We start from the raw sequence: 24,955 nt of genomic DNA, 5'->3' as shown, positions 1-24,955 counted from the left end.
GTGTCAGTTTAGTCAGACTATTAATACTGTCAAGATAAATTTACGCTTTCACCCGATTATTTGTCAGGACCAGTGGACAGCCCTCATCCGCTGACCTGCGCGACCATCACCGAGGTCTGCAGCGGCATCGAGGTCGGGATCAGCCGAGGCTTCACGAAACCTGCGTCGATCAGCATTTCGCCGATCCGCGCCGGGCTGCGCGGCCGTCCGCGGCCCATCGCCAGCAGGTAGAAACCGAAATAGGCGTCGCCGACGGTTTCGGCACTCGGCGTGTCCGACATCGGCTCGGCGATCAGCACCCGGCCGTCGCTCGGCAAAGCCGCGTGCGCCGCACGCAGCAGCTGCATCACCGAAGCATCGTCGTGGTCATGAAGCACGCGGACCAGGGTCAGCAGATCGGCGCCGAGCGGCAGCGGATCGCTGAGAAAGCTGCCGCCGATCGCCTGCGTGCGAGTCGCCAGCCCTTGCGCCGCGAAGCTCGCCCGCGCCCGTTCGGCCACCGGCGGCAGATCGAACAGGAACAGGCCGAGCTGCGGCCAGCGAGCGGCGACGGCGCTCAGAAACTTGCCTTCGCCACCGCCGACATCGAGCACACGACGATGGCGGTGCATCGGATAAGCCTGCAGCACGACATCGGCGATCAATGTTTGCGAGGCCGACATCAGCCGGCTGTAAGCGGCGACCCGCTCCGGCGCAAAACCTTCGCCACTGCGATTGGCGCAATACGGCCAGTAGCGCGCCAGCTCACCGTCTTCACGGGCACCATCGCGCAGCAGCGCCACCGGATCGCCGAGATCGGCATAGAACAGCGAGTGATGCTCGACCAGCGCACTGATGCCGGCATCGCCGGCGATCGGCGCACCGAGCGAGCCGAGCCGGATCCGGCCATCGCGATTGCGCGCCGCCAGCTTCAGCGCGACGGCGGCGTCGACCAGGCGTTGCAGGCCATCGATCGGCAAGCCGCAGCGGGCCGCAAGCTGGTCCACCGTCGCCGGCCCTTCCGCCAGCATTTCCAGCAAGCGCAGCCGTACACAGGCGAGCAGCACCTGGGAATAGACGAAGCCGGACACCAGATCGAACACGGCGCGCGCACGGCGACGAGCGATCGGCCGAGTCAGCGGAAAGTTCGCGGCAAAACGCCGGAACGCCGGGCTGGCGATCGCGGCATTGCAGGCCGCATCGAAGCGATCGAGCCAGGAGGCTTCCGGCGGCGCAGCGCCGAGCGTGGCCATGACAGATGGCGGTATCGGTCGCGAACTCAGGCCGCGTGGCGGAGTTCGACCGGCAGCAGGTTCTGCATCTCCAGCCGCATCGCCACTCGCAAGGCATGGGCGCCGATGCAATCCGGAATCGCGGCGATGGCGCCGTCGACCAGTGATTCGAGCCGGGCCAGCGCGCCAGCATGGCCGAGTTCACGCACCGCATTCGGCCGGCCGAGGGTGGCGTCCTGCCCGGTCGGCTTGCCGATCTTTTCCGCATTGCCGGCGACATCGAGAATGTCATCGGCCACTTGAAACGCTTCGCCCAGACGCTCGCCAAGCGCGCGCCAGAGCGTGGGATCAGCAACACCAGCGGCGGCGGCACCCGCCATCGTCGCGCCGGCGAACAGCGCGCCGGTCTTGGCCTGCTGGTAGTCGGACAGCGAGGCCAGCGGCTCGCACTCCCAGGCCTGGCCGGCGACGATGCCGGTCGGCGCGCTGATCGCTCGGCTGATGATCGGCACCAACGCAGCCAGGCGCTGCGCATCGTGGGCGAGCGCCGCCGCCAGCGACTGGAAGGCGACGACGATCAGGCCATCGCCGGCCAGCACTGCCAGCCGTTCGCCATAGGCGCGATGCACCGAAGCTTTGCCGCGACGCAGCTCGGCGTTGTCGAAACAGGGCAGATCGTCATGAACCAGCGAGGCGCAATGCAGCAGTTCGATCGCCGCCGCGGCCGCATCGGTCGCTGCCGGGTCCGGATCGCCATTAGCCATCGCCACGGCCAGGCAGAGTCGCGGGCGTATCCGCGCGCCACCAGGAAACACGGCATAACGCAGCGCCGCAGCGAGCTTGGGCGGGCAACCGGCCGCTTCGCCGGGTGCCAATGCGGAGATCAGGGCCTGCTCGATGCGCGTCACGTTCGCCATGTCGCCTCTCCCGTCGCTGCTGCAGGCCAGTCCAGCGTTCGCCGGGCGGCCATGATGTGTAAATCAATGTTTACGTTTTTAATGTAATTTAATATAGACATCGCACCCAGTCGCGTCAACGTGACGAGAAGCGGCGATGCAGGAGGAAGGCGAGCAATGCGAAAGCGCAGCGTGCTGATCGTCGGAGCCGGCATCGGCGGCCTGTCGGCGGCGATCGATCTGGCAGCGCAGGGTTGCTCGGTGACCGTGCTCGAACGGGCCTCGACCGTCGGCGGCAAGATGCGGACGGTCGCCATAGAGGGTCAGCAGATCGACTCCGGCCCTACCGTGCTGACCATGCGCTGGGTATTCGACGCACTGTTTGCATCCGCCGGACTGGACTTCGCCGCCGCCGTGCCACTCGATGCCGCCAGCGTCCTCGCCCGCCACGCCTGGGACGAAAGCGCGCGGCTGGATCTGCACGCCAACCTCGGCCGTTCCGCCGATGCGATCGGCGACTTCGCCGGCGCCGCCGAAGCGCAGCGCTTCATCGCGTTCAGCGAGCGCGCCCGGGCGATCTACCGCACGCTGGAAGGTCCGTTCATCCGCAACGCCTGCAGCGGCCCGATGGCCTTGAGCCGCGCAGTCGGCCTGCATCGTCTGCGCGAGCTTTGGCAGATCGCGCCATTCACCACGCTATGGCGTGCGCTCGGCGATCACTTCCATGATCCCCGTCTGCGCCAGCTGTTCGGTCGCTACGCGACCTACTGCGGCTCTTCGCCGTTCCGCTCGCCAGCGACCTTGATGCTGGTCGCGCATGTCGAGCAGGACGGCGTCTGGCGAGTGCGCGGCGGCATGCATCGCCTGGCGCAGGCGATGGCCGCCGCGGCGACCGGCCTCGGCGTGCAGATCCGCCAGGATTGCGAAGTCGGCGAAATCCTCGACGACGGTCAGCGCGCCACCGGCCTGCGGCTCGCCAGCGGCGAATGCCTGTACGCCGATGCGGTGATCGCCAATGCCGATCCTTCGGCCGTCGCTGCCGGTCTGTTCGGCGAGCGGGCCCGCCATGCGGTACGGCCGCTGAAGCCGGCGGCGCGGTCGCTGTCGGCGGTCACCTGGTCGATGCTGGCGCGCAGTTCCGGCTTTCCGCTGTCGCGCCACAACGTGTTCTTTTCCGGCGACTACCGCGCCGAGTTCGACGATCTGCGCCGCGCGCGGCTACCGCGCGAACCCACCGTCTACGTCTGCGCCCAGGATCGCGGCGATGGCTTCGACGAACAGGCGCCGGATCGCGAGCGTCTGTTGTGCCTGATCAATGCGCCCGCCACCGGCGACCGCTCCCCATTCGATGCCTCGGATATCGCCTCATGCACAAGTGCGACCTTCAAGCGGCTGGAACGCTGCGGCCTGAGCCTGCAGCAGCAGCCGGAACAGACCGTGCTGACCACGCCGGAGGACTTTCATCGCCTGTTTCCGGGAACTGGCGGGGCGCTGTACGGCCCGGCTTCGCACGGCTGGATGGCCTCGTTCCAGCGGCCGGGTTCGCGCAGCCGGATGCCGGGGCTGTATCTGGCCGGGGGCAGCACGCATCCGGGGCCGGGCGTGCCGATGGCGGCGATTTCCGGGCGGCTCGCGGCAGCCAGCCTGCTGGCGGACTTCGCTTCGACGCAGCCGTGGTTTCCGGGGGCTATCGCTGGTGGTATCTCGATGGACTCAGCGACGACGGCGAACACGCCCTCACCCTGATCGCCTTCATCGGCAGCGTCTTCTCGCCCTATTACAAGCGAGCACGCAAGCACGGCAGCAGCGAACCGCTCGACCACAGCGCCATCAACCTCGCGCTGTACGGCAAGAGCAGCCACCGCTGGGCAATGACCGAGCGCCGCCGCGGCAGCGTGCTGCGCGCGCCGGACGTGCTGGCGATCGGCCGTAGCGAACTGCGCTGGAACGGCCAGAGCCTGGTCATCGATCTCGACGAACGTACCGTGCCCTGGCCATCGCGGATTCGCGGACGCCTACGGCTGCATCCGCGCGCCTTGAGCGGGCATGTCGAAACCCTCGCTGCCAGCGGCCACCACGTCTGGACACCGATCGCGCCCAGCGCCCGCATCGAGGTCGAGCTCGACTCGCCGAAGCTGTCCTGGTCCGGCGAGGCCTATCTCGATGGCAATGCCGGCGACACGCCGATCGAAGATGCTTTCCGTTCCTGGCACTGGTCGCGCAACCCGCTGCGCGATGGCTCGGCCGTGCTTTACGACGTCGCCCGTCGCGATGGCTCGGCGCTGAACCTGGCGCTGCGCTTCGATGGCCACGGCGAGGTTTCGCGCTTCGAGCCGCCGCCTGCCGTGGTGCTGCCGAAAACCGGCTGGCGGATCGATCGCGCGTCGCGCGGCGAAGGCGGCGCTGCCGCGATCGTGCAGACGCTCGAAGACACGCCGTTCTACGCGCGCTCGCTGTTGTCGACGACACTCTGCGGCGAGCGGACCACGGGCGTCCATGAAAGCCTGGATCTCGATCGCTTCAGGCAGCCGGTGGTGCAGTGGATGCTGCCGTTCAGGATGCCGCGCGCCAGGCGCTGAAGCCGGATTTCAGCGCGGCTGATCGCGCTGCCGTTCCGCTTCACGACCGCGTCGCTGCGCCCGGCGCAGCGACCACAGCTCCCAGATCAGAAACGCCAGGATCGCGCCGAACGCGAGCCCCAGATCGAGCACCGCGAGCCAGTCGATCTTCATCGGCCGCTCAGGCCTCGCCGCGACTCAGCAGCAATTCGGTTTCAGTCCACGATGGGCTTGCCCGATGCCGCAGCGCCTGCGATTGCCGCTCCTGACGTTCCAGGCGCTCGAACAGATCCAGCACCCACAAGGCCCGGGCGCGGAAGCGCCACCAAGGCAGAGCCTGAATCTCATCGGCCCGCGCACTTGGCAGCGCGGCGGCCGCAACGGCATCGATCAGGAAACAGGTTTCGGGAATCGCCGGCTCGGCGGCACCGGCACGCACATCGAGCGGCCCGGCATAGGCCTGCATCAGCAGCGCCAGCTTGCGGCTGCCCGGCACCACGGCGCGCTGGCTGACTGAATCACCACCGCGGCGGCGTAGTTCCTGACCGATCTCGGCATACAGCAGGCGTGCAGCGTTGATCCCCGGCCGGCAGCCGGCCGGTAGCTGGGCAATGCCGGAATCGACGCGGGCATAGAGCCGGTCCGCTTCGATCAGCAGGCGTTCGATGACCGAGGCCAGCCGCGCATCGAACACCGGCGCCGTCAGCCAGAGATCGGCGTCGATGCCCGCCTCACGCAACCAGACTCGCGGCAGATACAGCCGGCCGTTGCGGGCGTCCTCGCCGACATCGCGGGCGATGTTGGTCAGCTGCATCGCCACACCGAGATCGCAGGCGCGGGCGATCGCTTCCGATGCGCGCACGCCCATCAGCAACGCCATCATCGCGCCGACCGCGCCAGCCACTCGCGCGGCATAGGCGTGCAATTCGCCAAGGCTTTCGTAGCGGCGAGCGCTGGAATCCCATTCGAAGCCTTCGATCAACGCATCGAGCAAGGTTCGCGGCAGCGCATGGCTGACGACGATCCGCGCCAGCGCACGATCCGCAGCGATGGCCTGCGGCGCGCCGGCATAGACGCGGTCCAGCCGCTCGCGCAGCCGGACGACGGCATGCTGGCCGCCGCCGTCGACATCGACCGCGTCGTCAGCCAGCCGACAGAACGCGTACAGCGCGCAAGCCGGATCGCGTACCGCTTTCGGCAACAGCAGCGACGCTGCGTAGAACGATTTCGAACCGGCGCGCAGCAGGCGCCGGCAGGCGGCGAGATCGGCGGCGGCGAGGTCGCGAGGTTCAGGCGTGGGCATGCGCAAACGTCTCCGCGTTGGGGACCACGGTATCGAGCACGCGCGCCGAGGACAGCACGCCCGGCAAGCCAGCACCTGGATGGGTACCGGCACCGACGAGATAAAGATTGTCGACATCCTCACTGCGGTTGTGCGGCCGGAACCAGGCGCTCTGGGTGAGGATCGGTTCCAGGCTGAAGGCCGCGCCATTGACCGAGTTCAGACGATCCTGGAAGTCCTGCGGCGTCAGCAGCCGGGAGGTCACGATCTCGTTTTCCAGCCCCGGCAGCAAGGTCGCCGACAGCAGCTTTTCGATCGACTTCCGGTAGCGCTCGGCTTCGTGAGCCCAATTCGTGCCGCTGGCCAGATGCGGCACTGGCGACAGCACGTAGAAGGCATCGCAGCCGGCCGGTGCCAGCGAGGGATCGGTCGCGGTCGGCCGATGCAGGTAGAGGCTGAAATCGTCGGCGAGGATCTTGCGGTCGAAGATGTCGGTCAGCAGTTCCTTGTAGCGCGGGCCGAGCAGGATCGTGTGGTGTTCGACCTCAGGATACTGACGACGGGTGCCGAAGTACCAGACGAACAGGCCCATCGAATAGCGCGCCCGCTTGAGCTTGGCGTCGCTCCAGCGCTTGCGCGCCGTGGTCGGCAGCAGCTTGCGGTAAGTCCAGGCGGCGTCAGCGTTGGAGACGACGATGTCGGCGGCCATCGTTTCGCCACTCGCCAGCCGCACGCCAGTCGCGCGGCGGCCATTAAGCGTGATCTCGGCGACTTCGCGATTGCAGCTCACCGCGCCGCCCTGCCCTTCGATCAGGCCGACCAGGCCGGTGACCAGACGGCCGGTGCCACCCATCGCGAAGTGCACACCCCATTTGCGTTCGAGATGCGAGATCAGGCAGTAGACCGAGGTCGTCGAGAACGGATTGCCGCCGACCAGCAGCGGATGAAAACTCAGCACCGTGCGCAGGCGCTCGTCCCGGATGTACTGCGACACCAGCCCGTAGACGGTGCGGTAGCTGGCCAGCTTCATCAGGTCCGGCGCGACCTTGAGCATGTCGAGGATCGAATCGAACGGCACATGGCCGAGCTCCTCGAAGCCGACCTTGAAGATCGCTTCGCTCATCTGCATGTAGCGCTCGTAGCCGGCGACGTCATCCGGCGAGAAGCGGGCGATCTCGCGGCGCATGGCTTCGGCATCACCGCTGTAGTCGAACACTTCGCCGTTGGCGAAACGGATGCGATAGAACGGCGCGACCGGCCGCAGTTCCACGTCATCGGCCAGTTGCTTGCCGCACAGGGCCCACAGTTCCTCGAACAGGAACGGCGCGGTGACGATCGTCGGGCCGGCGTCGAAGGTGTAGCCGTCCTGCCGGTAGACATAGGCGCGGCCACCGGGCGCATCGAGCTTTTCAAGCACCGACACCCGATAGCCGCGCGCCCCGAGCCGTACCGCTGCGGCCAGCCCGCCAAAACCGCTGCCGATGACGACGGCGTGCGGGCGATCGTCAACGCCCGACGAGAACTGGAAATGGCGAGGTGCATTCATTGATTGACAGTACATAAGTCAACTAATGATGACAATCATCGTCGGCCACGAGGACAACAAAAATCGATCGATCGGCCCCGCCGGAGTCCGATCGGCAGACCTCGATGCGATTGCAATGCGCGCGCAGCTTGAACCAACAGGTTCAGACCGTTACCGTGCAGGTATCCCGCGCACGAACCCTGAGCCCCTAGCCCGCCATGAAGTTGATCACTGGAATCATCAAGCCGTTCAAGCTGGACGAAGTCCGCGAGGCGCTCGCGAACATCGGTGTGAGCGGCATCACCGTCACCGAGGTCAAGGGCTTCGGCCGCCAGAAGGGCCATACCGAGCTGTATCGCGGCGCCGAGTACGTGGTCGACTTCCTGCCCAAGCTGAAGCTGGAAGTGGCGGTGCGTGACGAACTCGTCGAACCGACGATCGATGCGATCACCAAGGCCGCGCACACCGGCAAGATTGGCGACGGCAAGATCTTCGTCACCGAACTCGAACAGGTGCTGCGCATCCGTACTGGCGAAACCGGGCCGGACGCGGTCTGACTGATCCGCTTTTCCGGCCTGCCCGCAGCAATGGGCAGATCGGCGGACAACAAAAAAGGCGGCGCCTCGCAGCGCCGCCTTTTTTGTGGCTGAAGGAGCGGCTTGCGCCGATCCCTCAGCTTCCGGTCAGTCTCAGGCCGGGGCGAAGCAGTAGCAGGCGATCTTGTTGCCATCCAGATCGCGGGCGTAAGCAGCGTAGGCAGTCGGCGTGAACGAACGCGGGCCGGGCGCGCCTTCGTCCTTGCCGCCCTGCGCCAGCGCTACTTCATGGAACTTGTGCACGGCTGCGCGCGACGGTGCGTTGAAGCTGATCGTGCCGCCGTTGGCGAACGTCGGCGGCGCGCCGTTGCCTGGCTTGGTGATCATGAACAGGTCCGAACCTTCGGCACCCGTGCTCCACAGTGACGCGGCGTCGAAGTTCATCACCCGCTTCAGGCCCATCGTCTCGAGGACGGCGTCATAGAACTTGCGGCCGGCTTCGACGTTGCTCGTACCCACTACCACATGCGTGAAAATACCCATGTTCATTCTCCTCAATTGGTTGTCGTGTGCTCGATGGCGCAGGCGTCTTGTTGTCGCTCAAGCCTGTCACCCGCAGCTACTCTGGAGCAGCAATCAGCGAACAACAAGATGTGCGGAATTGCGCCAGCTTGGCGGCCACAACTGACACACCAAGCTGTTTGTCTTGCGGGCTAAAAGCTGCCGGACATCGTCGCGAACGATGAGCCCGACACGCCCAGCACGCCCGGCACCGTCGCCGGAACCTCATCGGTCCAGACCCGGAACGACTCCAGCGTGTGCTGGCCGTAGGTGGTGGTGATGGCGACGTCCGCAGCGTCGCGACCGCGTGCGATCAGGATGCGGCCGATGCGGGGCTGGTTGTTGCGCGGATCGAAGGGATGCCAGGCACCGCCGAGGAACACTTCCATCGAACCGGCGAAATCCATCGGCGCGTCGACTGGCGGCACGCCGATGTCACCGAGATAGGCGGTGCAGTAGCGGGCGGGAATGTTCAGGCAGCGGCAGAAGGTGATCGCCAGGTGCGCGTAATCGCGGCAGACACCCTGGCGTTCGTTGAAGGCTTCGAACGCAGTCTTGGTCGGCCGCGCGAACTGGTAGCCGAAGACGATGTGCTGGTTCACGTAATCGCAGACCGCCTGCACGCGCGCCCAGCCCGGCGGCGTGTTGCCGAACAACTGCCAGGCCGCGCCCATCAGCAGATCGGTTTCGCAATAGCGGCTGCCGAGCAGGAACACCAGCGTCTCCTGCGGCAGCTGCTCGACCGGATGTTGCTGCGCGTTCAGCAACACCGGCTCGGTACGGCCGTGATCGCGGATCAGGCCATCGGCCGTCAGGCGGATACGGCCCGCGGGCGCGACGATCCGGCTGCACCAGTTGCCGAAACCGTCCCGGTACATGGTCATCGGCACGGGCGGATCGATGCACAGCAAATCCGGCCGGATCAGGTCGGAGGCACGCGAGTAATGGGCGTGCAGGGTGAGAATCATCGGTGTCGGCTGCGGACACTGATAGACGATTTCATAACCGAAGCGGATCTGCATGGGGTTTCCGAGGGTTGATACGGGGGTGGTTAGCCACCCCTCCGGAAAAGTCGGCGAGGCGCGCTAAGGGAACGTCAGAAGCGAGGGCAGCAAGCGTGCCAGCAGGGCGGCCCAATACTGCTGGCCCGCCTCGTTGGCGATCAGGTCCTGCCGGATTTCCAGCTCGACATGAAGCAAACCGCGTTTTTCGCCATGCACCGGGATCGAATAATCGGTCTCGTCGCTGACGTCATACGGCTCGTTGTAGCCAACTATCGTGCCCGGCTCCCGTTCCAGTGCCGCGCCAAGCGCCAAGGCCAGCCGGGCATCACGGTGGTACAGCACGCCGACATGCCACGGGCGTGCCTTGCCCTGCCAAACCGGCGTGAAACTGTGCACCGCGATCAGCACGCTGCGCTGGCCGCGCGCCTCGCGGGCATCGAGCTGCGCAGTGATCGCCGCGTGATAGGGCTCGAAGATCGCATTACGGCGCTGCTCGGCGTCGGCAAAATTTACCGAGACATTGCCCGGAATTACCGTGCCATCACTGCGTTGCGCGATCGAGTCGGCGACCTGCGGCGGCCGGTTGCAGTCGATCACCAGCCGCGAATAGTTCTGCATCACCAAGGTCGCATCGAGATGCGCGGACAACAGCCTCGACGCTTCCGCTGCGCCGATGTCCCAGCCGATGTGGCGACGCCGTTCAGCGTCCGGCAATCCCAGCGCGGATAACGAACGCGGCACGGCGCAACTGGCGTGATCGCAGATCAGGAACAACGGCGAACTGCCGTCGGCACGAATGATGTCGACGGGCCCCGGCTCATCGGCAGCGATGAGAGGCTGGCTTGTGACCGGATTTGAAGTGTTGTTGATGGCCGAACCCGAGGATGACGACGGTGGGATTCAAGCTTGAGGAATCAGGCGTCTGCTGATTCCAGATATTCAAAAGTGGTCGGGGCGACAGGATTCGAACCTACGACCTCTTGCTCCCGAAGCAAGCGCTCTACCAAGCTGAGCTACGCCCCGCAAACTGCTCCGCTGTACGCGGCTACCGCTTGAACTAGCTTTCCCGTTGCAGGCAGAAATCGACCAGTTCCAGCAACGCTTTCTTGTAAGGGGTTTCGGGCAAACCCTGTAGCGTTGTGCTCGCCGAATGGCTGTACCGCTCGGCGAGGGCGCGAGTGTACGGGATCGCTCCAGTCGCTTCAACAGTTTCCAGAACCTCCTTGATGCGATCGACGCGACCGTTGGCAATGGCCTCGCGAATCATCGCCGTCTGGGCTGGGGAGCCGTTGCGCATCGCCACCAGCAGCGGCAAGGTCGGCTTGCCTTCGGCCAGATCGGTGCCCAGATTCTTGCCGCTGACTTCGGGGTCAGCGGTGTAATCGAGCAGGTCATCGATCAGCTGATAAGTCATGCCAAAGTCATGGCCGAAGTTGGCAAATGCGGCCTGCGTGGCTTCGCTGGCATCGGCACCAATGGCCCCCAGCGCGGCTGCCGCGCGGAACAGCTGCGCGGTCTTCAGCTCGATGACCCGCAGATAGCGCGCTTCGGTGATGTCCGGGTCGTTGCAGTTCATCAACTGCAGCACTTCGCCTTCGGCGATTGCATTGGTGGTGTCGGCCATCACCTGCATGACGCCCATGCGCCGACTTTCGACCATCAGCTGGAAGCTGCGCGAATACAGGAAATCACCAGACAGCACGGCACCGGCATTGCCCCAGACGGCGTTGGCGGTCTGCCGGCCACGGCGACGATCGGAATGATCGACGACATCGTCATGCAGCAAGGTCGCGGTGTGGATGAACTCGATGACCACCGCGAGCAGATGCGGCAGTTCGCCCTTGGCGCCGAGCGCCCGTGCCATCAAAACCAGCAGCGCCGGCCGCAGCCGCTTACCGCCGGCCTGGATGATGTAGCCGCCGATCTCGTTGATCAGCGGCACTTCCGACGACAGCCGCAGGCGGATCAGCGCATCGATAGCCTTCAGGTCATCGGCGATCGGCGACAGGATGGCTAGCAGTTCGGCAGATCGACCGTTGCCAACAGGCAGTTTGGGAAGGCCTGCGACGGCGACTGAGGAATCCACGGAGGTGATCGTCAAGAGAAGAGCTGGTTGAGGATGGCGGTGCCCGGCGGGCGGCCGTTCATCCTGCGCAAGAGGAATGCCGAAATTCTAACATCCGGCCTGACAGGGGCATGGGGCATGCCCGAAGCCAGGGCTCAGAGACCCGCCTCGACGGCCAGATCCTTCAGCAACAGCGTGGTATCGGCCAGACGTTCGGCGGCCACCGTTGCACGGGCACCGACCAGCTTCTTCATCACGCCGAAATCCTTCAGCTGGCTGACCGCATCGGCAGCGATGATCCGGCCGTCCTTCAGATAAAAGGCCGAGAACGCGCGGGTTTCGGTCGAACCGCGGATCACCACCTGGTCGTAGCCGCTCGACAGGCCGCACATCTGCAGCTTCAGCTCGTACTGATCCGACCAGAACCACGGCAGCTCGTCGTAAGCCTTGGGCTGACCGACCAGCAGCCGCGCCGCGTGACGGGCCTGATCCATCGCATTGGGCACCGATTCCAGACGCACTCTGCCGCCGAGCAGCGGGCTCGGCCGGTTCGCGCAGTCGCCGGAGGCAACGATGTCCGGGTCCGAAGTCTGGCCGTATTCGTCGACGACGATACCGTTGTCGACCGCCAGCCCGGCTGCCGTCGCCAGCTCGGTGTTCGGAATCAGACCGATGCCGACGATCACCACATCGGCCGCCACCCGATTGCCATCGGCGAGGATCACGGCGCTGACCTTCTTGCCATCGTTCTCGAGTGCAGCGATCTGCACGCCGACCTGGATATCGACGCCCGCTTCGCGATGAACGCGGGTGTAGAACGCCGACATTTCCGGCGCGGTGACGCGGGCCAGCACGCGCGGCGCCGATTCCAGCACCGTCACCTCGAGGCCAGCCTTGACCGCGACCGCTGCGATCTCGAGGCCGATGTAGCCGCCACCGATGATCACCAGGCGATGGCCGGCAACCAGATGCTCGCGAATCTTTTCGGCATCCGTCTGCGAGCGCAGCGACATTACATTGGCCATGTCCGCACCCATCACCGGCAGCGGCCGGGCGCGGCCGCCGGTGGTCAGGGCCAGCTTGTCGTAGCCGAGCGTCTGGCCGTCTGACAGGGTCACAGTCTTGGCGGCGCGGTCGATCGCGGTCACCGAGGTGCCGCCGATGAATTCGATGTTGTTCTTTTCGTAGACGGCGGCGTTGCGGATCAGCAACTGCTCGGCGGGAATCGCGCCGGTCAGAAAGCCTTTCGACAGCGGTGGGCGCTTGTACGGCAGGCCGGCTTCGTCGCCGATCATCACCACGCGGCCGGTATGACCCTGGGTGCGCAGTTCGGCGGCGAGTTCGCTGCCGGCCTGGCCAGCGCCGACGATCAATACGGTTCCGGTGGTGCTCATGCGCGGGCGTCCTGCGATGAAAGACGGGCGGCTCGGCAGAAGGTCATCGGGGACTCCGGATCGGGTTCAAGTGCGGCCCGAATGGTAGTCGGTTTTGGACGCGATCCTGAAGCAGGCCGCCGCTGCCGTAATCCGCCCCACGAAAAAACGCCCGGCCGAATCAATCCGGCCGGGCGTCGATGACGGCTTCGATGCTCAGAACTGGTAGCGCAGGAAGAAGCCGATGTTGTCGCGATCGCGGATCTGGTTGTTGGCTCCGCCGCGCGTGTACAGGTTGTAGGTGACGGTCAGCGAGGTCGATTTCTCGTAGCGGATCTCGAACAGCGAGTTCAACTGGATACGCCCTTCGACGAAGTTCGCGCCCGGCCCCGGCGAGTTGTTGTAGATGTCGTGCTGGAAGATCAGCAGCGGCTGGATCGAGATGCCCGGCAGCACCGATTCATAGCTGATGCGGCCAATCATGCGATAGCCGCCAGCGAACGAATTGGCGAACTGGTTGCGCTTGGCCTGATAGGGATTGAAACGCAGGCCGTCCGGGCCGATCGAGCAGCTCGGGTTGGTCGAACAGGCCAGCCGCGAACCATCGGCACCGCTGCCGTCGGCACCGGCCGAGGCATGGGTGTAAGCCGCGCCCGGGCCTTCGATCTGCAGCTGATTGAACTTCGGCAGGTTCAGCACATGGGTGGCCGCCACTTCATAGAGCAGGATCACCTGGTCGGCACCGATCCAGTTCTCGGTGCCGCTGAGCACGCGGGTGGCGCCGAAGGTGTACTGCAGCACCTTGCCGGGGATATAGCCCTGGATGTACGAGTTCGGTGCGTTTTCGCCGAGCGTGATGCCGCGATACGGCGTGATGAAGTTCGGGAACGAGCGCGCCGAACCGGGCACCGAGCCGACGATCAGGCTCAGGTTGTCCGGATAGGGATTGTTGCCGTTGGCATCGACGAAGTTGTTGCTCGGATACAGGCTGTACTGGTTGCCGCCGTTCTCGGTGAACGCCACCGTGTTGGTGGTGCCCTGGCAGCCGATGTTGATGTCGTGGCAGCGGGTCAGCGAAGGGCCGAAGGACGCGAACGCCAGATCGACCAGCGCCACCTGCAACGGCAGATTCGGCCGGTAGGCGATCTCACCCTGGTACGAGTAGTCGCCGTACGTGGTGTTGAAGCTGAAGCCGAACAGCTTGCGGTCTTCCGGATACTCGAGCATCACCCGAGCGGTATCGAAGCCGACGGCATCGGAAATCTGCATGCCCGGACGCGGCAGCAGCAGGTTCGCGAAGGCACCGAGATCGGTACCGATATCGAGTGCCGACAGCGGGCTCTGCGCCAGCAGGTTCAGCGTATCCAGCCCCAGCGCGGCCTGGCCGGCAAGCCCGCCGAGGGCGATCGGAAGATTCGGGCAGGACTGCAGGAACTCGGTGGTGTTGCGGGCATCGATGCCGATGGCGCTGCCTTCGCGGCGGGCGCAGCTGGCATTGGTCGCATAGGTGCTGACGTACGGCAGCTGCGAGTGGTAGTTCATGAAATAGCCACTCAGCTCGGTGCCGTTGTTCAGCCAATCGGCGTAATAGCTGAGCTTGAAACCGTACTGGCCCTGATCCGAAGCCTTGCGATCCGGCAGCCGCGGAATGATCAGCGCCGTAGGCGTGACCGCGGTCAGCGGATTGTCGAGCATGCCGCCGGCCAGGCTTTCCGGATCGTCGGCCGCCGAGCCGAAGCTGGCGTTGACGAAGTTGCGCAGATTGGTGGTGCCGAGATCGACGAAGGAATTGAAGGTGCCCGGCGTCGGGATCTCCACGTGCCGCGATTCGAACTGGTAATAGCCCTCGACGCTGAGGCCATCGACGATGTTGGTCGATATCCGGAACATGTTGACCGGGATGTACAGATCCTCGAGCAGGCCGTTGCCGCTGCGGAAGAAGTTGTTGGCGTTGATCGGCTGCGCCTGATTGATCGAGTTCAGGATCGCCACCGTCGACTCGCCCCACTGAACGGTCTGGCGGCCGAGGCGGAACTGCAGTTCGCGGTCGCCCGGAATCGGGATCGAGCCGAAGAAATTGGTATCGAGAAAGTCGTAGCGCAGGCCGATCTGCTGGGCCTCCTGCTCGTTGCGGTTCTCGCTGAACGCACCGCCCGGGCCGTAAGTGCGCGAGAAGTAGCGGTTCGACGTCCGGTTGCCGGCCTCGGCGGTGCCCACCGAATTGACGTTGGCGCTGGTGATCCGGTTTCGGTACTGCACCTGACCGTGGTACAGCGACGGATCGTAGATCGCGCGGCCGCGATAGAAGAAGCCGAACTTGCCCGATTCGATCTTCAGATCGTGAGTCCATACGACCGGCGACTGGGTGATGTCGCCCCGGTCGAAATTGAGGTCGCCATCATCGAAGTTCATCGAGGCGGCACCGGGCGAGCGGCGCAGCTTTTCGGCCGGATAGGTCTGGGTACGGTTCAAGCCCTGGCAGAGCTGGTAGACGCCGGTGCAGACGTTCGGGTCGATATTGCTCTTGCCGATCAGCCGCGAATCGCGCTCCTCGATTCGGAACGCCACGCCGGCGGTCAGCGTCTGGTTCAGCACCGCGTTGAAATCCTGCTCGCCGAAGTTGAAATCGAACTCGGACGCCGTCGCCGACATCGGCAAAGCCGCGCCCACTGCAACAGCCACGGCCAACGCCGCAAACTTGCTCGAAGCCATCTGCACCCCTCCCATTGATCCCGCCGCCACAGGCCCCTGCTGCTCGGTTCGGCATCCGGGTCATGGCCCGCCGCCGCCTTATCGATATCGCCGCCTTTCTGGCCGCGTGGACTAGAAACTACACGTTCATTCACTGGATTTGGATGGCTTTTCGAAGGAAGCCTGCAAAACCAGACTTTCGGCTAACCGACCGCAGGATCATCGGCTGCATGGACTCTGGCTCTATTTTCTTGGGCATTCATCCATTTATTTGACACATGTCTAATTTATCGGCAGCCTTCGACCATGGAAGGAATCGAAAGTCGCCGTCTGGAAGAGAAGGAACGCCGCCGCGAGGACATCCTCGATGCCGCCGAAGCCGTGTTCGCGGCCCGGGGCTTCGACGGCGCCAAGATGGATGACATTGCCCGCGGCGCGCGGGTCTCCCGAGCGCTGCTCTACATCTACTTCAAGGACAAGCGCGAGCTGCAGTTCGCACTTTGCCTCAGGGGTCTGGACCTGCTTCGCCAGCGCTTCGCCGAAGCTCGTGGCCGGCATGCTCGCGGTGTCGACCAGATCAAGGCGATCGGCCGCGCGTACATCGGTTTCGTGCAGGAATTTCCTGTCTATTTCAATGCATTGGCTAGCGCTGAAGCCCAGCACACCGAGCTTGAGGACGAGCGCAGCCTGTGCCACCAGATCATGCGCGCCGGTGGTCTGGCCCATGCCGAAACGATCAGCGCGCTGGTGGCGGGCCAGCGCGACGGCAGCGTCCGCAAGGATCTCGGCGAATTGCTGATGGTAGCGATGACCCTCTGGGGTTTCAGCCACGGCGTCGCTCAGCTGGCGATGACCAAAGGCGAAATCTTTGCCCATGAAGGCGTGCCGCTGACCACCTTCATCGATCATGCGATCGACATGGCCACACGCTCGATCGCCGCATGATCTCGGGCCCGGAGACTGACATGTGTCTAATTAATGGACGCAAATACAAGAAAAATGCCGTTCCCGGTCCTGTTCGAAGCCGGCTCTCCGGCCGGTGCTGGCTGACCATCCAAGCACTGCTCATCGGCCTTGCAGCGCCGGTAATCGCGCATTCCGACATGAACTCGGCAGCCGATTCCGCCGCCAGCTCGAGCGACTATCTCGCCGTCTATCTGGCCGAAGCGCTGGCCAGCAATTCGGCCCTGCAGGCCCAGGCTTTCGCCGTCGAAGCCGCCGCCCAGGGCTTGAGCGCCGCCCGCGCGCGCCGCGCACCGCAACTGGCATTGAACGCGCGTTACACGGTTGCCGAAGGTGGACGAGTCACCCGAATCCCGACTGGCGATCTGGTCAATCCGGTCTACCGCACCCTGAATCAGTTGACTGCCGGCACGCCGAACGCGACCAACTTTCCGGAGATCGGCAACAACGACATCAACTTCCTGCGCCCGCACGAGCAGGACACCCGGCTGACGCTCAGCGCGCCGCTGTACGCACCGCAACTCGCCGAACAGGTGCAGATCCGCGCCGCCGAGTTCGAAGGCAGCCTGGCGACGCGCGAAGCCTTTGCCCGCACCCTGGTCCGCGATCTGAAGCAGGCCTATTACCAGCTGGCTCAGTTGCAGGCCGGCATCGGCGTGCTCGAAGCCAGCCAGGCGACGCTGGCCGAGAACCGCCGGGTCGCCGATTCGCTGATCGCCGCCGGCAAGGCGACCCGCGACCGCGCGCTGCGCGCCGAAGCCGAACTGCTCGCCGTCGAACAGCGTCTGCTCGCCGCCCGCAACGATGAACGTGCTGCCCGCCGCTACCTGAACCTGCTGCGCAATCGCGATGAGGCCGAAGCCGTGCAGGTCTCGAGTACAGCGCTATCGGTCAACGGCGTTGCCGGCGATGAAGCGACGCGGCCGGAACTGCGCCGCCTCGATCACCAGATCGACGCCGCCGACCACGCCCGCAAGCTCGCCGGCAGCGGCTTCCTGCCGACCCTGTCCCTGGTCGCCGACAGCGGCATCCAGGGCACCGGTTACGCGGTCAATCGCGATTCCGATGTCAGCACCGCGTCGCTGGTGCTGAACTGGACCTTGTTCGATTTCGGCGCCCGCCGCGCCGCCGAATCGCAGGCCCGCGCGCAGACCTCGCAACTGCAGGCCACACGTGACGATGTGCGCCGCCAGCTGGTCCTCGCCAGGCTGTCCGCCGACGACAGCGCGCTCACCGCCGAACAGGCGTTGCGCACCGCCGAGGCTCGCATCGCTGCCGCCGAGGAAGGCTTCCGCATCGCCGAACGCAAGCGCGACGCCGGCCAGTTGTCGCAGATCGAATTCCTCGACGCCGAACGCGCCCAGACCGAAGCCCGCCTCGGTCTCGCAATCGCCCGCAGCAGCCTGCAAAGCGCACGCGCCGAGCAGGAATACAGCCGCGCCGCCTATCCCCTGCCCGCCACGCTCGCCTCCGGAGCAACCCCGTGATCGCTCGCCGAAATCTGTTGTTGCTGCCGATCGCCGCGAGCCTGCTGCTGGCCGGCTGCAGTCGCAAACCTGCGGAGGCGCCCGCCGCCACGCTGCCACGTGCGGTCCGGATCGCCACAGTCCGAGAAGGCCCGGCCGAACCGCCGGTGCTGGCGACCGGCCTCGCCGCCAGCCGAGACGAAGCGCGGCTCGGCTTCAAGGTCGGTGGCGTCATTGCCGCGATCGAGGTGCGCGAGGGCGACCAGGTGAAAGCCGGCCAGCGGCTGGCGCGCATCGAAGCCGCCGAGATCGACTCGTCGGTGACCCAGGCGCGCGCCGCACTCGACAAAAGCCGGCGTGACCGGGTGCGCGGCGAGAAACTGTTTGCCGACGATGTCGTGACCCGCGAGCAGCTCGACGATCTCGGCACCGCCGAAACCGTCGCGAAAGCGCAGCTCGATGCCGCCAGCTTCAACCGCCGCTACGCCGAGATCACCGCGCCCAGCGACGGCCGCGTACTGGCCCGGCTCGCCGAACCGCGCGAACTGGTGCAACCCGGCGCGCCGGTGCTGGTGCTGTCGGCCAGTGGCAGCGGCACCGTGCTCGAAGTCGGCCTGGCCGATCGCGATGCGCTGAGAGTGAAAGTCGGTGATGGCGCCGAAGTCAGTTTCGACGCCCTGCCCGGCCGCCGCTTCCCGGCCAAGGTGCAGGAGATCGCCCGCGCCAGCGATCCGCGCACCGGCACCTATCGCTGCGAACTGGCGGTCGATACCTCGGGCGCTGAACTGCCGGCATTCAGCGGCCTGATCGGCCGCGCCCGCATCGTGCCGGCGAGCAGCGCCGCGAGCAGCCGCAGCTATCTGCCGATCGAAGCCTTGGTCGAGGGCGATCAGGCGAAAGCGCGGCTGTATTTGTTCGATCCGACCACGTCGACCGTGAAAGCTGCCGAGCGCAGCGTCGCTTTCGTCAGCGGTGCTGATGTCGCGCTCGACGAAGCCCTGCCGGCTGGCACTCAGGTGATCACCGAAGGCGCGGCCTATCTGCGTGACGGCGAGACCGTGCGCGTCGTTGCGGATGAGATCGCTGCGCCATGAGCCTGTCCGAGTTCTCGGTCAAGAACTTCCCGTTCACCCTGGTGATGTTCGGCCTGCTGGCCGCGCTCGGCATCAGCAGCCTGCGCAGCATTCCGCGCACCGAAGATCCGTACTTCCCGATCTCGGCGTTCTCGGTTGTCGCCATCTATCCCGGCGCCGATCCGCTGGAAATGGAGCGCCAGGTCACCGAGCCGATCGAGGACGCGCTGAACGAGATCGATGACGTCAAGCATCTGTTCGCCAGCGCCGACGATTCGCTGTCGGTGGTTCAGGTCGAGTTCCAGAGCGACGTCGATGTCGCCAAGAAGTACGACGAGGTGACGCGCGAAATCGCCAGCCTGCGGCCGAAGCTGCCGGCCGGCGTGACGCGGCTGGAGGTCAAGAAGATCAATCCCGGCTTGGTCAACATCGTGCAGATCGCGCTGGTCTCCGACACCGCGAGCTACGGCCGACTGGCCGACCTCGCCGAAGCGCTCGAAGACCGGCTGGAAACCGTCGCCGCGGTGCGCGAAGCGAAGACCTGGGCGTATCCCGAACGCGAGCTGAGAGTCGCGCTCGACTTCCGTCGCCTCGCCGAACTGAAGCTGCGCGCCGCCGATGTGCTCAACGCGGTCTCGGGCGAGAACACCAACCTGCCCGGCGGGCCGGTCGAAGTGGCCGGGCGGCGCTTCAACCTGCAGACCAGCGGCAGCTATCGCTCGCTCGATGAAGTGCGCAACACCGTCATCGGCGGCAGTCCGGGCCGGCTGATCACCGTCGGCGATGTCGCCAAGGTCGACTGGGACTACGAATCGCTGGAATACACCGCGCGCTACAACGGCAAGCGTGCGATCTGGGTCACCGCGAACCAGAAGGATGCACAGAACATCTTCGTCACCCAGGAAAAGATCGAGCAGGTGATCGCCGAGTTCATTCCGACCCTGCCGGCCGATGTGAAGCTGGAACGTGCCTTCGATCAATCGAAGAACGTCGACCGCCGGCTGTCACGGCTGACGCTGGATTTCGCCTTGGCCATCGCCCTGGTCGCGATCACCTTGCTGCCGCTAGGCCTGCGCGCGGCCGGCGTGGTGATGATCTCGATTCCGCTGTCGCTGGCCACCGGCGTTGCGGCGCTGCAGTTCGCTGGCTTCTCGATCAATCAGCTGTCGATCGCCGGCTTCGTCGTCGCGCTCGGTTTGCTGGTCGACGACTCGATCGTGGTCACCGAGAACATCGCCCGCTTTCTGCGCATGGGCTATTCGCGGCGTGATGCCGCGATCCAGGCGACCAAGCAGATTTCGCTGGCGGTGATCGGCTGCACCGCGACTCTGCTGTTCGCCTTCCTGCCGCTGCTGATGCTGCCGGAGAACGCCGGCAAGTTCATCCGCTCGCTGCCGGTGGCCGTGGTGTTCACGGTGCTGGCCTCGCTGCTGGTCAGCCTGACCATCATTCCGTTCCTCGCTTCGCGGCTGCTGCCGGTGCATCAGCACGAGGATGGCAATGCCTTCCTGCGCGCCACCCTGAAGCTGATCCGCAAGGTCTACGCGCCGCTGCTGCATCGCGCGCTTGCCGCGCCGAAACGCACGGCGCTGGCCGCCGGTCTGCTGTTCGTCGTCAGTCTGGCGCTGGTGCCGGCGATCGGCTTTTCGCTGTTCCCGAAGGCCGGCACGCCGCAGTTCCTGGTCAAGATCACCTTGCCGGACGGCGCCAGCCTGAACGCCAGCGATCGGGTGCTGAAGCAGGTCGAAGCCGAACTGCGCGCCGAGCCAGATGTTGCCAAGACCATGGCCAATCTCGGCCGCGGCAATCCGCAGATCTACTACAACGTGTTCCAGAAGGAACTGGCCGCGAACTACGCTGAAGTGTTCGTCGAACTGACGCGCTACGACGAGCGCCGGACCACGGCGATCTACGACCGGTTGCGCACCCAGTTCGCGGCGATTCCCGGCGCCGAAATCGTGCTCAAGGAGTTCGAGAACGGCCCGCCGATCGCAGCCCCGATCGCGATCCGCATCGTCGGCCCGGGCTTGAGCGAACTGCGTCATCTCGCTGGCGAAGTCGAGGCCATCATCGCGTCGGTGCCCGGCACTCGCGACGTGATCAATCCGCTGCGCCGCGCCCGGCTCGATCTGGAACTGGCCGTCGACCCACAGCGCGCCGGCCTGCTCGGCGTACGGCCCATCGATCTCGATCAAAGCCTGCGCCTCGCGGTGGCGGGCCTGCCGGCTGGCGATTTCCGCACCGATAGCGGCGACAACTATCCGGTGGTGCTGCGCGCGCCGATGCAGGGCCGCAGCCGGCTCGACACGCTCGACGGCCTGCATGTCGGCACCGTCAACGGCACGCAGGTGCCGCTGGCGCAGCTTGCCGAACTGAAGCTGGTCGAATCACCCGCCGGCATCGAACGCTACGACCGCGCGCGCTCGGTGACGGTGTCGGCCTACTCCGGCACCGGCTACAACACCGATGCGCTGACCAGGGCAGTGATCGCCAAGCTCGACGCCTACAGCTGGCCGGCCGGCTATCGCTACGACGTCTCCGGCGAAGCCGAAAGCCGCGCCGAAAGCTTCGCCGGCTTCGGTGCGGCGATCACCATCACCGTGTTCGGAATCCTCGCCGTGCTGGTGCTCGAGTTCGGCAGCTTCAAATCGACGCTGATCGTCGCCACGGTGATTCCGCTTGGCGTCATGGGCGGCCTCGTCGCGCTGTTCCTGAGCGGCTATTCGATGAGCTTCTCGGCGATCATCGGCTTCATCGCCCTGATCGGCATCGAGATCAAGAACTCGATCCTGCTGGTCGATTTCACCAACCAGCTGCGCCGCGAAGGCATGGCGCTGAACGCCGCGATCGAACAGGCCGGCGAAGTGCGCTTCCTGCCGATCCTGCTGACCTCGCTGACCGCGATCGGCGGCCTGCTGCCGCTGGCGCTGCAGGGCTCGGGGCTTTACTCGCCGCTGGCCTGGGTGATCATCGGCGGCCTGGTCAGCTCGACCCTGATCGGCCGTCTGGTGACGCCGGTGATGTATCGCCTGCTGCCACCGGTCATTGAGCCGACAGAATCCGCAACCGCGAGCCTGCCAGCACGCGCCTGATCGCCCTTCAGGCGCGTGCTGGCAGGCAACGAACTTGGCGCCAGATCGCCTGCCCGGCGCGGTCGTAGGCGCGCACGGTTTCGACGAAGGCGTGGCGCGCGTCGACGTCGACCATCGGCGCCGGCAGCAGCGGATCGAACACCACCTGGCGGATCGCGTTGCGGCCCATCAGCAGCGATTCCCGGGCGGCGACTTCGGGTTCGAGTTTCGCCGCGCGCTGCATCCAGCTTTCCAGCTCGCGCCGCAGCTTCGCGTAGCTCGCATTCAGCGCCTTGCCGTCCCAGAGCCTGGCGATGCGCTTCTCGCGCGCGGCATCGAACTGGCTGGCGACGAAGACGCCGGCGCTGGCTTCCAAGCCCAGTTTCACCAGCCGCGCACGCACGGCGTCGACGCCGTTCTCGATGTTGTCCGGCCGCAGCCACAGGCCGGGATCGAGTTCGCGGAAGCCGAGCATGTCCAGCGCCCGCTGCCTGGCCTTGAGCCGTGCGCGATCGCTGCGTGCCAGCGGGCCGCTGTGCACCACCAGCCAGCCGCCGCTCCACGACCGGGTGCGCGCTTCGGCAGTGCGCCAGGTGGCGACTTCGTCGGCCAGTTCGTGGGCCGCGCCGCACAGCCGGTAGACGCCGCGATCGGTCGCTTCGATCAGGCCCTCGGCCGACAGCCGCAGCAGCACGACGCGGACGTTGTTCTCGCGGATGCCGAACAGCGCGCAGGAGCTGATCGCCTCGCGCGCCGACAGCGGCTCGCCTTCGGTCGCCAGCAGCAGGTCGAGGATCAGGGTCTTGGCGCTGAGTTTCATCGCTGAAAGGCTGACGGACAGTGGCAAGGATTGCAGATCGCGATCATTACAGATATTGTCGGTTTACGACTATTTTTGTAACGATATGAAAGCCACCGTCCATCTCGAACGCCGCCCGCCGCTGCTGATCGTCACCATCGATCGGCCGGAAGTGCGCAACTGCGTCGACCGGCCAACCGCCAACGCGCTCGCCGCAGCCTTCCGTGACTTCGATGCCGACGCCGAGCTGAGCGTGGCGATCCTCACCGGCGCCAGCGGTCATTTCTGCGCCGGCGCTGATCTGAAGGCCGTTGCTTCGGGCGATTCGGCGCGAGCGAATCAGATCACTGTCGACGGTGACGGACCGATGGGCCCGACGCGCATGCGCTTGTCGAAGCCGGTGATCGCTGCTGTCGAAGGTCATGCCGTTGCTGGCGGGCTGGAACTGGCGATCTGGTGCGATCTGCGGGTGGCTGCCGAGACCGCCGTGTTCGGCGTGTTCTGCCGCCGCTTCGGCGTACCGCTGATCGATGGCGGCACCGTGCGCCTGCCGCGCCTGATCGGCCAGAGCCGGGCGCTCGATCTGATCCTCACCGGCCGCGCCGTGGCTGCCGACGAAGCGCTGGCGATCGGCCTGGCCAATCGCGTCGTGCCGACCGGTACCGCGCTCGCCGCCGCCGAGGCGCTGGCCCTGCAGATCGCCGCGTTTCCGCAGGCCTGCATGCGCGGTGATCGCAGCAGCGCACTGGCCCAGAGCGAGTTGAGCGAGGCCGATGCGCTGGCGCAGGAATTCGGTTTTGGCCTGGCAACCCTGCGCTCCGGCGAAACCCTGGCTGGTGCCGCGCGCTTCAGCGCCGGCAGCGGCCGTCATGGAACCTTTACTGACGAGACTGCGAAATGACCACCGCCACCCGAAGCTATGTGCTCGATCCAGCACTGCGCGAGCAGTTCAAGGCGCGCTCGAACGGGCGCGGCGCGCTGTCGGTCGCCAAGGATTACGGCCTGCTGATCGCCGCGTTCGCCATCAGCATCGCCTGGCCGCATCCGCTGACCTGGCTGATCTCGACCCTGATGCTCTGCGGCGTCCATGTCGGCCTGGCGATCCTGACTCACGAGACCGCGCATCGCTCGCTGTTCGCCAATGCCAGGCTCAACGACTGGATCGGCCAGTATCTGTGCGCGCTGCCGAACTTCAACAACATGCCGATGTACCGCGCCTATCACATGGCTCATCACCGGCTGGCCGGCACGCCGGATGACCCGGATCGGGTGATGGTCGATCGCTATCCGGTCAGCCGCGCGAATCTGCGCCGCAAGCTGCTGCGCGATCTGTCCGGGCAGAGTGGCATCAAGTTCCTGATCGGCATCATCGGCATGAGTTCGGGCTACTGGAAGTTCCAGCAGAACGGCATCGTCGAAAAGCTGGCCTACGAGCGGCCGCAGCGCTTCGCCGATTATTTCAAGCGCTTCATCGCCAACGGCGGCGCGGGGTCGATCGCCTGGCAGCTGGCGATCTGGGCACCGTTGTACGCGCTCGGCCACGGCTGGCTGTATGCGCTATGGGTGCTGGCTTTCGTCATTCCATTCCCGCTGACCATGCGCATCCGGGTGCTTGCCGATCACGCCGCCGTGCACGATCCGGATTCCACCGATCCGCTGCTGCATGCGCGCAGCACGTCGGCAAACTGGCTCGAGAAGCTGCTGTTCGCGCCGCATCACGAGCACTACCACCTCGAGCATCATCTGATGCCGTCGGCGCCGCACTGGAATCTGCCGAAGCTGCACGCGGTGCTGATCCGCGATGGCGTGATTCCGCCGGCCAATCAGGCCAGCGGCATGATCGATGTGCTGAAGCGGGCGACGGCGATCTAGCTTCGGGAA

The 24,955-nt window shown here is 65.6% G+C and carries 21 protein-coding genes and 1 tRNA gene; 9 read left to right on the top strand and 13 right to left on the bottom strand.

Annotated features, from left to right (window positions below):
• Positions 1-83: 83 nt before the first annotated feature.
• Positions 84-1,232: a methyltransferase gene (locus G513_RS0114525; protein WP_022977581.1), complete on the bottom strand. Its 1,149-nt coding sequence runs from the start codon at positions 1,230-1,232 to the stop codon at positions 84-86.
• Positions 1,233-1,258: 26 nt separating this feature from the next.
• Entirely contained in the window at positions 1,259-2,128 is an 870-nt protein-coding gene (locus tag G513_RS0114520; protein WP_022977580.1) for a polyprenyl synthetase family protein, read from the bottom strand.
• Between the two features lie 156 nt (positions 2,129-2,284).
• On the opposite strand from G513_RS0114520, the gene crtD reads away from it, so the two are divergent.
• Together crtD and G513_RS23195 are read left to right on the top strand one after the other, a co-directional pair.
• Positions 2,285-3,853 carry a 1-hydroxycarotenoid 3,4-desaturase CrtD gene (gene crtD, locus G513_RS23200; protein ID WP_022977579.1) on the top strand — a complete coding sequence of 523 codons (1,569 nt, stop codon included), beginning with the start codon at positions 2,285-2,287 and terminating at the stop codon, positions 3,851-3,853.
• Positions 3,781-4,686 carry a carotenoid 1,2-hydratase gene (locus G513_RS23195; protein WP_033417843.1) on the top strand — a complete coding sequence of 302 codons (906 nt, stop codon included), beginning with the start codon at positions 3,781-3,783 and terminating at the stop codon, positions 4,684-4,686. Before crtD ends, G513_RS23195 begins: the two co-directional genes overlap by 73 nt.
• 9 nt (positions 4,687-4,695) lie before the next feature.
• Here the strand turns inward: G513_RS23195 and G513_RS25835 are convergent, their stop codons facing one another.
• From G513_RS25835 to G513_RS0114495, 3 genes are read right to left on the bottom strand one after another with little or no spacing between them, the layout of a single operon-like run.
• Complete coding sequence (locus G513_RS25835; protein ID WP_022977577.1) at positions 4,696-4,839, bottom strand: hypothetical protein; 144 nt, start codon at positions 4,837-4,839, stop codon at positions 4,696-4,698.
• A gap of 7 nt (positions 4,840-4,846) precedes the next feature.
• Positions 4,847-5,968, bottom strand: a complete 1,122-nt coding sequence (locus G513_RS23190) for a phytoene/squalene synthase family protein (protein WP_022977576.1) — start codon at positions 5,966-5,968, stop codon at positions 4,847-4,849.
• Complete coding sequence (locus G513_RS0114495) at positions 5,955-7,493, bottom strand: phytoene desaturase (protein ID WP_022977575.1); 1,539 nt, start codon at positions 7,491-7,493, stop codon at positions 5,955-5,957. Before G513_RS0114495 ends, G513_RS23190 begins: the two co-directional genes overlap by 14 nt.
• 197 nt (positions 7,494-7,690) lie before the next feature.
• On the opposite strand from G513_RS0114495, the gene G513_RS0114490 reads away from it, so the two are divergent.
• Positions 7,691-8,029 (top strand): P-II family nitrogen regulator, encoded by a 339-nt coding sequence (locus G513_RS0114490; RefSeq protein WP_022977574.1) that lies wholly within the window; start codon positions 7,691-7,693, stop codon positions 8,027-8,029.
• A gap of 132 nt (positions 8,030-8,161) precedes the next feature.
• On the opposite strand, the gene G513_RS0114485 is transcribed toward G513_RS0114490, so the two are convergent.
• The 7 genes from G513_RS0114485 to G513_RS0114450 all read right to left on the bottom strand — a co-directional run bounded on the left by G513_RS0114485 (position 8,162) and on the right by G513_RS0114450 (position 15,723).
• Positions 8,162-8,551, bottom strand: coding sequence for a VOC family protein (locus tag G513_RS0114485; RefSeq protein WP_028475573.1), 390 nt, complete (start codon positions 8,549-8,551; stop codon positions 8,162-8,164).
• 170 nt (positions 8,552-8,721) lie between these two features.
• A complete protein-coding gene (locus G513_RS23185; protein ID WP_022977572.1) occupies positions 8,722-9,591 on the bottom strand; it encodes a transglutaminase-like domain-containing protein in 870 nt (289 codons plus the stop codon).
• Between the two features lie 63 nt (positions 9,592-9,654).
• Positions 9,655-10,443: an N-formylglutamate amidohydrolase gene (locus tag G513_RS0114475; protein ID WP_028475572.1), complete on the bottom strand. Its 789-nt coding sequence runs from the start codon at positions 10,441-10,443 to the stop codon at positions 9,655-9,657.
• A 76-nt stretch (positions 10,444-10,519) separates the two neighbouring features.
• Positions 10,520-10,596: transfer RNA gene (locus G513_RS0114470), tRNA-Pro, on the bottom strand.
• Between the two features lie 34 nt (positions 10,597-10,630).
• Entirely contained in the window at positions 10,631-11,593 is a 963-nt protein-coding gene (locus G513_RS0114465; RefSeq protein WP_028475571.1) for a polyprenyl synthetase family protein, read from the bottom strand.
• Between the two features lie 200 nt (positions 11,594-11,793).
• The gene (locus tag G513_RS0114460) at positions 11,794-13,032 is read right to left on the bottom strand and encodes an NAD(P)/FAD-dependent oxidoreductase (protein WP_022977569.1); all 1,239 of its coding nucleotides are present in this window, start codon (positions 13,030-13,032) and stop codon (positions 11,794-11,796) included.
• 195 nt (positions 13,033-13,227) lie between these two features.
• Positions 13,228-15,723: a DUF1302 domain-containing protein gene (locus G513_RS0114450; RefSeq protein ID WP_022977567.1), complete on the bottom strand. Its 2,496-nt coding sequence runs from the start codon at positions 15,721-15,723 to the stop codon at positions 13,228-13,230.
• A gap of 285 nt (positions 15,724-16,008) precedes the next feature.
• Between G513_RS0114450 and G513_RS0114440 the strand changes: the two genes are divergently transcribed.
• The 4 genes from G513_RS0114440 (at position 16,009) to G513_RS0114425 (ending at position 22,296) form a co-directional block, all read left to right on the top strand.
• The gene (locus G513_RS0114440; protein ID WP_022977565.1) at positions 16,009-16,647 is read left to right on the top strand and encodes a TetR/AcrR family transcriptional regulator; all 639 of its coding nucleotides are present in this window, start codon (positions 16,009-16,011) and stop codon (positions 16,645-16,647) included.
• 158 nt (positions 16,648-16,805) lie between these two features.
• On the top strand, positions 16,806-18,152 hold the full coding sequence (locus G513_RS0114435) for a TolC family protein (RefSeq protein WP_022977564.1): 1,347 nt from the start codon (positions 16,806-16,808) through the stop codon (positions 18,150-18,152).
• A complete protein-coding gene (locus G513_RS0114430) occupies positions 18,149-19,225 on the top strand; it encodes an efflux RND transporter periplasmic adaptor subunit (RefSeq protein WP_022977563.1) in 1,077 nt (358 codons plus the stop codon). Before G513_RS0114435 ends, G513_RS0114430 begins: the two co-directional genes overlap by 4 nt.
• Complete coding sequence (locus tag G513_RS0114425) at positions 19,222-22,296, top strand: efflux RND transporter permease subunit (protein WP_022977562.1); 3,075 nt, start codon at positions 19,222-19,224, stop codon at positions 22,294-22,296. The genes G513_RS0114430 and G513_RS0114425 overlap by 4 nt, the downstream gene beginning before the upstream one ends.
• A gap of 7 nt (positions 22,297-22,303) precedes the next feature.
• Here G513_RS0114425 and G513_RS23180 read toward each other — a convergent pair whose 3' ends face one another.
• Entirely contained in the window at positions 22,304-23,095 is a 792-nt protein-coding gene (locus tag G513_RS23180) for a PaaX family transcriptional regulator C-terminal domain-containing protein (protein ID WP_022977561.1), read from the bottom strand.
• Positions 23,096-23,180: 85 nt separating this feature from the next.
• Between G513_RS23180 and G513_RS0114415 the strand changes: the two genes are divergently transcribed.
• Positions 23,181-23,975, top strand: a complete 795-nt coding sequence (locus G513_RS0114415; RefSeq protein WP_022977560.1) for a crotonase/enoyl-CoA hydratase family protein — start codon at positions 23,181-23,183, stop codon at positions 23,973-23,975.
• A complete protein-coding gene (locus G513_RS0114410) occupies positions 23,972-24,946 on the top strand; it encodes a fatty acid desaturase family protein (RefSeq protein ID WP_022977559.1) in 975 nt (324 codons plus the stop codon). The genes G513_RS0114415 and G513_RS0114410 overlap by 4 nt, the downstream gene beginning before the upstream one ends.
• Positions 24,947-24,955: the final 9 nt, after the last annotated feature.

Origin of the sequence: Nevskia ramosa DSM 11499, from assembly GCF_000420645.1 — a bacterium.
Lineage (GTDB): Bacteria > Pseudomonadota > Gammaproteobacteria > Nevskiales > Nevskiaceae > Nevskia > Nevskia ramosa.
The sequence above is the reverse complement of the archived record's forward strand: the minus strand, read 5'-3'. Positions and strand labels throughout refer to the sequence as shown.

Bases quoted from the DNA above. Each gene is read 5' to 3' on its own strand.
- G513_RS0114525 (WP_022977581.1), bottom strand. From the start codon at position 1,232: ATGGCCACGCTCGGCGCTGCGCCGCCGGAAGCCTCCTGGCTCGATCGC.
- G513_RS0114520 (WP_022977580.1), bottom strand. From the start codon at position 2,128: ATGGCGAACGTGACGCGCATCGAGCAGGCCCTGATCTCCGCATTGGCA.
- crtD (WP_022977579.1), top strand. From the start codon at position 2,285: ATGCGAAAGCGCAGCGTGCTGATCGTCGGAGCCGGCATCGGCGGCCTG.
- G513_RS25835 (WP_022977577.1), bottom strand. From the start codon at position 4,839: ATGAAGATCGACTGGCTCGCGGTGCTCGATCTGGGGCTCGCGTTCGGC.
- G513_RS23190 (WP_022977576.1), bottom strand. From the start codon at position 5,968: ATGCCCACGCCTGAACCTCGCGACCTCGCCGCCGCCGATCTCGCCGCC.
- G513_RS0114495 (WP_022977575.1), bottom strand. From the start codon at position 7,493: ATGAATGCACCTCGCCATTTCCAGTTCTCGTCGGGCGTTGACGATCGC.
- G513_RS0114490 (WP_022977574.1), top strand. From the start codon at position 7,691: ATGAAGTTGATCACTGGAATCATCAAGCCGTTCAAGCTGGACGAAGTC.
- G513_RS0114485 (WP_028475573.1), bottom strand. From the start codon at position 8,551: ATGGGTATTTTCACGCATGTGGTAGTGGGTACGAGCAACGTCGAAGCC.
- G513_RS23185 (WP_022977572.1), bottom strand. From the start codon at position 9,591: ATGCAGATCCGCTTCGGTTATGAAATCGTCTATCAGTGTCCGCAGCCG.
- G513_RS0114460 (WP_022977569.1), bottom strand. From the start codon at position 13,032: ATGAGCACCACCGGAACCGTATTGATCGTCGGCGCTGGCCAGGCCGGC.
- G513_RS0114450 (WP_022977567.1), bottom strand. From the start codon at position 15,723: ATGGCTTCGAGCAAGTTTGCGGCGTTGGCCGTGGCTGTTGCAGTGGGC.
- G513_RS0114440 (WP_022977565.1), top strand. From the start codon at position 16,009: ATGGAAGGAATCGAAAGTCGCCGTCTGGAAGAGAAGGAACGCCGCCGC.
- G513_RS0114435 (WP_022977564.1), top strand. From the start codon at position 16,806: ATGAACTCGGCAGCCGATTCCGCCGCCAGCTCGAGCGACTATCTCGCC.
- G513_RS0114425 (WP_022977562.1), top strand. From the start codon at position 19,222: ATGAGCCTGTCCGAGTTCTCGGTCAAGAACTTCCCGTTCACCCTGGTG.
- G513_RS23180 (WP_022977561.1), bottom strand. From the start codon at position 23,095: ATGAAACTCAGCGCCAAGACCCTGATCCTCGACCTGCTGCTGGCGACC.
- G513_RS0114415 (WP_022977560.1), top strand. From the start codon at position 23,181: ATGAAAGCCACCGTCCATCTCGAACGCCGCCCGCCGCTGCTGATCGTC.
- G513_RS0114410 (WP_022977559.1), top strand. From the start codon at position 23,972: ATGACCACCGCCACCCGAAGCTATGTGCTCGATCCAGCACTGCGCGAG.